This window comes from Ideonella sp. P3_A4 (genome assembly GCF_056403075.1).
On sequence record NZ_JBFUGE010000003.1, the window covers coordinates 68275 to 74474 of the forward strand.

General features: G+C 68.3%; 4 protein-coding genes. All 4 read right to left on the reverse strand.

Translation table 11 applies throughout. The features are described from left to right. Nucleotides 1-14: 14 nt before the first annotated feature. Nucleotides 15-1034: an RDD family protein gene (locus AC1DYI_RS01190; RefSeq protein WP_477202248.1), complete on the reverse strand. Its 1020-nt coding sequence runs from the start codon at nucleotides 1032-1034 to the stop codon at nucleotides 15-17. Next, the gene (locus tag AC1DYI_RS01195; protein ID WP_477202249.1) at nucleotides 1031-2842 is read right to left on the reverse strand and encodes an ABC transporter substrate-binding protein; all 1812 of its coding nucleotides are present in this window, start codon (nucleotides 2840-2842) and stop codon (nucleotides 1031-1033) included. Before AC1DYI_RS01195 ends, AC1DYI_RS01190 begins: the two co-directional genes overlap by 4 nt. Further along, nucleotides 2842-4659: an ABC transporter substrate-binding protein gene (locus AC1DYI_RS01200; RefSeq protein ID WP_477202250.1), complete on the reverse strand. Its 1818-nt coding sequence runs from the start codon at nucleotides 4657-4659 to the stop codon at nucleotides 2842-2844. Before AC1DYI_RS01200 ends, AC1DYI_RS01195 begins: the two co-directional genes overlap by 1 nt. Continuing rightward, a partial coding sequence (locus tag AC1DYI_RS01205) for an ABC transporter substrate-binding protein (RefSeq protein WP_477202251.1) occupies nucleotides 4656-6200 on the reverse strand: 1545 nt, incomplete at its 5' end. The genes AC1DYI_RS01200 and AC1DYI_RS01205, both read right to left, overlap by 4 nt.

Sequence of the window (6200 nt, forward strand, 5' to 3'; positions counted from 1 at the left end):
CCAAGGAGCGGGCGTCAAGGGGCCGGCGTGGGCGGGGCTTCCAACTCTGGGCCGGCAACCGGATCTGCGGCCAAGACCACTGCGGTGGGCCGCGCCGGTCGCCGTTCATCGATGACCACGGTGTGGGCCGCCTTGTCTTGCAGGCCTTGCCGGTTCGGGTCCCACAGCAGCTGCACCAGGCCCAGGCCGCCGGTGGCCATGCCGGCCAGGTAACCGCCAAAGCGCTTGAAGCTCAGCAGCGGCGTCATCGGCTTGCCGGTGATCTCGATCACGCGCAGGCCGAACAGGCGCTTGCCCAGCGTCTGGCCGCGCCACCAGGTCGGCAGCATCGTGAAATAGACCAGCGACCAGCCGTAGCTGACGCCGAAGTCCAGCCCCAGGCGGCGCAGGCGCTCGCGCCAGTTCTCGGCTTTTGCGGCTTCTTCGGCGGCCCGGCGCTCTTTCTCCAGCTGCCGATGCAGCTGCCGCACCTGCTCTTTCAACACCGCCACCGATTCGGCGGCCGAGGCTGCTGCGGATGCCACGGCGGGGGCTGCGATACCGGCCACCGCTGATGCGCCAGGCGCTGGGGCGAGCAAACCCGCGATGACCGCTTCGTTGGCCTCATCGTCGTCATCATCGGCCGCCACCGTCTGGCGGGCGGGGCTGTCATCGCCGTCGCCGCGCAGCGTGTCGATGACCTGCTGCACGCCGACATAGGCCAGCAACGCGGCCAGCGCCCACGCGGCCACCGTGCGCCAGAGTGACGGCCCCTTGCGGCGAACGCGGGCCCGCTCGACCGCGCCCATGCCGCAGGCTGCCAACAGCCAGAAGTTGGTCACCGACGACACGATGCCGATCGCGGCCAGGTCCACCGCCATCGCCAGCAACCGCCGCGACGGGCGCGCCAGCGGCCGGCCGAGCAAGCCCGGTGCGACGTTCAATTCTTCGGGCGTGACCCAGCGGCCGAAGTCCTTGCCGCCCGGCTTGGCGCGCAGCACCAGCGTGCGCCACGACGGGATCATCGAGGTCTGTTTGGGCGTGCCGGGACTCATCGCTTTGCGCCCGGCGCCGGCGCGATGTCGGCGTACTGCCACCAGTCGAGCCAGAACAGCGGCCGCCGAAAGCCCAGCAGCTCGCGTTGCGCGAGGTCGGTGATCAGCGTGTGGAAACGCGCGCGGTACGGCATCCACACCACCGCCAGGCGTTTGGCCTCGACGAAGGCTGCCTCGCGCTCGGGCCCGTCGGGCAGCTCGGACAGGCGCTGGTAGACGGCGTCGAACTCCGGCCGTTTGAAGCGCGCCATGTTCTGGCCGCCGATCTGGCTGCCATCCAGCCGTTGCAGTGCGCCCTGGCTGTCGGGCGACGACGAGACGTTGCCGACGTGCCAGATCTGGAAGTTGCCGGCGCGCGCGGCCTTCAGCAGCTCGGGCCATTTGCCGGGCTTGAAGTTGACCTGGATCTTCAGCGCCTTCATGTCGCGCTGGTACTGCTCGGAGATCTGGCGCGCGCGCTGGTCGGTCTCGATCGACCACTGCAGCACCAGCGGCGAGCCGTCGGGCAGGTCGCGCCAGCCGTCACCGTCGTGGTCGGTGTAGCCGTACAGGTCCAGCAGCGCCTGCGCGCGTGCCGGGTCGTAGTCGCTCATCTCGCTCTTGAACGCCGGATCGTAGGAGAGGGTGTTGGGCGAGATCGGCGCCTGCGCCAGGATGCCCTGCCCCTTGTGCACCATGCGGATCTCGCGCGACACGTCGAGCCCGAGCGAGATCGCGCGCCGCAGCGCGACCTTTTCCGGCGTGTAGCCGCCGACGACCGGGTCGTCGAGGTTGAAGAAGGTCATGTAGGCGTCGGCGCGCACCCGGCGCCAGCCCTGCACGCCTTGCTTGGCCAGGTTCGGTGCCAGGTGGCCGTTGGGCATCGCCAGGCTCGAATACTCCGGCGGCACCTGCTCGATGAAGTTGTGCTGGCCGTTCAGGAAGGCCAGCCAGCGCGGCTGGTTCTCTTCGATGATCGAGATCTCGACCCGGTCGACCATCGGGATGCGCCGGCCCTTGAAGCGCGCCAGCAGCGCCTGGCCTTCGGCATCGTCCGCGGTCGGCTCGGCGTCGTAGAAGCGCTCGCGGTAGTCGGGGTTGCGTTCCAGCGCGATGAAGCTGGCGCGCCGCCACTGCACCAGCTTGAACGGCCCGGTGCCCACCGGGTGCTCGCCGAGCTTGTCGCCGTAGGCCTCGGCCACCTCGCGCGCGACGCCGCCGAGCAGATCGCTCGCGGCGAGGAACTCGATGAAGCGGGGCCGCGGCTCGGCCAGCTTGATCTGCAGCGTGTAGCGGTCGAGCGCGCGCAGGCCTTCGACCGGCGCGTTGTAGTCGAACGGCTGCTTCTGGTCGAGACTGCGTTGGCGTGCCTCGGCCAGGCCGAGCAGCTTGTAGCTGTCGACATAACCCCAGACCGGGCTTTTCAGCGCCGGGTCGGTGAAGCGCTTGATCGCGTAGACATAGTCTTCGGCCACCAGCTCGCGTTTCTTGCCGTGGAAGGCCGGGTCGTCGGCGAAGTAGATGCCGGGCTTCACGCGCACGGTCCAGGTGCGCCAGTCCTCGCTGTGCTCGGGCAGCGCCTCGGCCGTCAGCGGCTTGAACTTGATCGGCCGCGCCAGGTGGTCGTAGGTGTAGAGAGCCTCGAAGATGTGGGCGGTGACGGTGCGCGAGTAGATGTCGTTGATCTGGCTCGGGTCGAAGCTGGTCTCGGCGGTGCGGAACGCGTAGCGCAGCACCTTCGGCGTCGGTGCGGTCGTGTCCGCCGCGTGCGACAGTGGCGACAACAGCGCCGCCAGCAGCACGGCCGCCAGTGTTTGCCAGGCCCGCATCATGGCTTCATGACGCGGGCGCGCAGGTCGGTGTCGATGTCCATGTACTGCCAGCTGCCGCGCAGGTAGGGGTGGCGCCGGTAGCCGATGACCCAGGGCTGCAGCACGTCGTTGACGATCCGGTGGGCCGAGATCTTGTAGGGCATGTAGGCCACGCCCAGCTTCTTGGCTTCGTGGATCAGCGCGTCGCGCTCGGCCCCGTCGGGCAGCACCGATTGGCGCTCGAACAGCGTGTTGTAGGCCGGCAGGTCGAAGCGCGCGTGGTTCGACTGGCCTTTGTTCGGCCCGTACATCAGGCCCAGCAGGTCGCTCGCGTCGGGCACGGTCGCGGTCCAGTTCAGGCCCCACATCATCAGCTTGCCGGCGCGCGACGATTTCAGCTGCTCGGGCCACTTCGCGAGCTTGAACTCGATCCGCACGTTGAGCTCGTTCATCGCCTTCTGCCACTGCTCTTGCAGCAGGCGCGACTGCTGGTCGGGCTGGGCCGAATACTCGATCAGCAGCGGCGAGCCATCGGGCTGCTCGCGCCAGCCGTCGCCGTCGCGGTCGATGTAGCCGTACAGGTCGAGCAGCGCTCGCGCCTTGGCCACGTTGTACTCGCTCATCTCGCTCTTGAACGCGGGGTTGTAGCCGGCCATTTGCGGCGGCACGATCGCCTGGGCCGGCACGCCCTGCCCTTTGCGCACCTGCATGATCTCGCCGTGCACGTCGTAGGCCAGGCCCATCGCGCGGCGCAGCGCCACCTTCTCGGGCGTGTAGCCGCCGACGACCGGGTTCTCCATGCCGAAATAGCTGAACGAGATGTCGACGCCCACCGCACGCTCGAGCTGCAGACCACGTTTCTTCAGGTTCGGCAGCAGCTGCCCGCCGACCACGAGCGAGGTCGTCAGCTCGGGCGGCAGGCGCTCGATCCAGTCGTGCTCGCCGTTCAGGAAGGCCAGCAGGCGCGGCTGCGATTCTTCGACGATCGCGACCTCGACCCGGTCGACCAGCGGCAGGCGCTTGCCCTTCAGCCTTGCGGCAATCGCCTGCGACACCGGGTCATCGGCGGCCGGCTCGGCGTCGTAGTAGGTCTCGCGGTAGTTCGGGTTGCGCTCCAGCACGATCCGCGACGAGCGCCGCCATTCGGCCAGCCGGTAGGGGCCCGTGCCGACCGGGTGCTCCATCGCATGGTCCGGGTCGGCCTCGATCACCTCGCGCGCCACGGCGCCGACCATCGCCGCGTCGGCGAACTGGTAGGCCAGGCGCGGCATCGGCTCGGCGACGCTGACGACGAAGGTGTAGCGGTCGAGCGTGCGCAGGCCCTCGACCTCGGTGTCGTAGTTGAACGGCGTCTTGTCCTTCAGCGTCTTCGCGCGCAGCTCCGACAGGCCCAGGATCTTCGCGTTCTCGAAGTTGAACAGGTTGCCGCTTTTCCAGCGCGGGTCGTAGTGGCGCTTGATCGAGTAGACATAGTCGGCTGCGACCAGCTCACGCTGCTTGCCCTTGAACGCCGGGTCGTCGGCGAAGTAGATGCCGGGTTTGATGCGGAAGGTGAAACGGCGGAAGTCGGCCGACACCTCCGGCAGCCCGACTGTCGTGCCGGGCTTCAACGCGACCGGCCGTGCCAGGTAGTCGTAGGTCAGCGGCGCTTCGAAGATGTTGGCGGCGACGACGCGCGAATACACGTCGGTGATCTGCGCCGGATCGAACCCGCTCTCGGCGACCGGGAAGGCGTAGCGCATCACCTTGGGCGGCGTGTCGGCCGGCGCAGCCAGGGCGGTGGTCAGCAGGCCCAGCGCCAGCGCGGCGCCACGGAGAACAACAGCAAGCGTCATGGGGTCACGGCGTTCGGCGCCACGTCGACAAAGGCGTGAAAGGGTTCGAGGAACGGATGGGGGCGGTAACCCTGCAGGCGCGGCCAGTGCATGTCCACCTGCAAGCGGTGGACATGCGCCTTCATCGGCAGGTAAGCCAGCAGCAGGCGGTTGGCTTCGGCGATCACCGCCTGGCGTTCCGGGCCGTCGGGCAGCTCGCTCTGGCGCTCGTACAGTGCGTTGAAAGCCGGCAGGTTGAAGCGAGACATGTTGTCGCCGCCGATCGCCGGACCATAGCCCAGGCGCAGAAATTCATCGGCGTCCGGTGCGCCTGCGTTCCACGACAAGAACCAGATCATCAGCTTGCCGGCGCGCGCGGCCTTGGCTTGCTCGGTCCATTGGCCGGCGATGAATTCGATGCGCAGATGCAGCGCGTCCATGCGGCGCTTCCACAGCTCGTTGAACTGGCGCAGCGTCTTGTCGGTGTGGTACTGCAACACCAACGGTGAGCCGTCGGGCCGATCGCGCCAGCCGTCGCCGTCGCGGTCGGTGTAACCGTACAGGTCGAGCAGTGCGTTGGCGCGCGCCGGGTCGTAGGTGCTCATCTCACTCTTCAGCGCTGCGTCGTAGCCGAAGGTCGACGGTGGCACGACGCTTTGCGCTGCCAAGCCCATGCTGCGCCGGATGGTGCGCACCTCTTCATCGTTGTCGTAGCCGAGACCAATCGCGCGCCGCAGCGCGACCTGTGCCGGCCCGTAGCCGCCGAGCACCGGGTCGTCCAGGTTGAACACCGTGTAGACCACGTCGGGCCGGGCCTGCTTCTGCGCCTGCACGCCCTGCCGCTTCAGGCCCGGCGACAGCTTGCCGCCGGGATAGGCCACCGGCGCATAGGTCGCCGGCAGGCCGATCTTGTCCAGATCGTGTTGCAGGAACGACAGCCAGCGCGGTTGGTCTTCATCGATCACCGCAATCTCGACCCGGTCGACCATCGGCAACTTGCGCCCGTGCAGCGCCTTCGCGATGGCTTCGGCTTCGGCGTCACCCGGCGTGGCTTCTTCGTCGTATCGCTCGTCGCGGTAACCGGGGTTGCGCGCCAGCACGATCTGCGAGCCCTTGCGCCACGAGGCCAGCACGAACGGCCCGCTGCCGACCGGGTGGTCGCCGATCGTGTCGCCGTAGTGCTCGACGACCTCGTGCGCCACCGGCGCCGCGGACACGACGCCGGTCAGCGTGAAGATGAAACGCGGGTCGGGCTTGTCGAGCTTGAAGCGCAGCGTGTGGCGGTCGATGACCTTCAGGCCCTCGATCGACGTGGTGTAGTCGAAAGGCGTCTTCTGGTCGAGCGCGCGCCGGCGCAGCTCGTTCAGGCCGGTCAGGCCGATGGCGGCGTACGTCGGCAGCTGCGGGCTCTTCCAGCGCGGGTCGAAGATGCGCTTGATCGAATACACCACGTCGGCCGCCACCACCTCGCGCGGCTTGCCGCCGAAGGCCGGGTCGTCGGCGAAGAACACGCCGGGCTTGATCTGCACGGTGTATTCGCGCCAGTCGGCACTGTGCTCGGG

What these genes read in the sequence shown, in the direction of transcription:
- AC1DYI_RS01190 (WP_477202248.1), bottom strand. Translation starts at nt 1,034, where the DNA reads ATGAGTCCCGGCACGCCCAAACAGACCTCGATGATCCCGTCGTGGCGC.
- AC1DYI_RS01195 (WP_477202249.1), bottom strand. Translation starts at nt 2,842, where the DNA reads ATGCGGGCCTGGCAAACACTGGCGGCCGTGCTGCTGGCGGCGCTGTTG.
- AC1DYI_RS01200 (WP_477202250.1), bottom strand. Translation starts at nt 4,659, where the DNA reads ATGACGCTTGCTGTTGTTCTCCGTGGCGCCGCGCTGGCGCTGGGCCTG.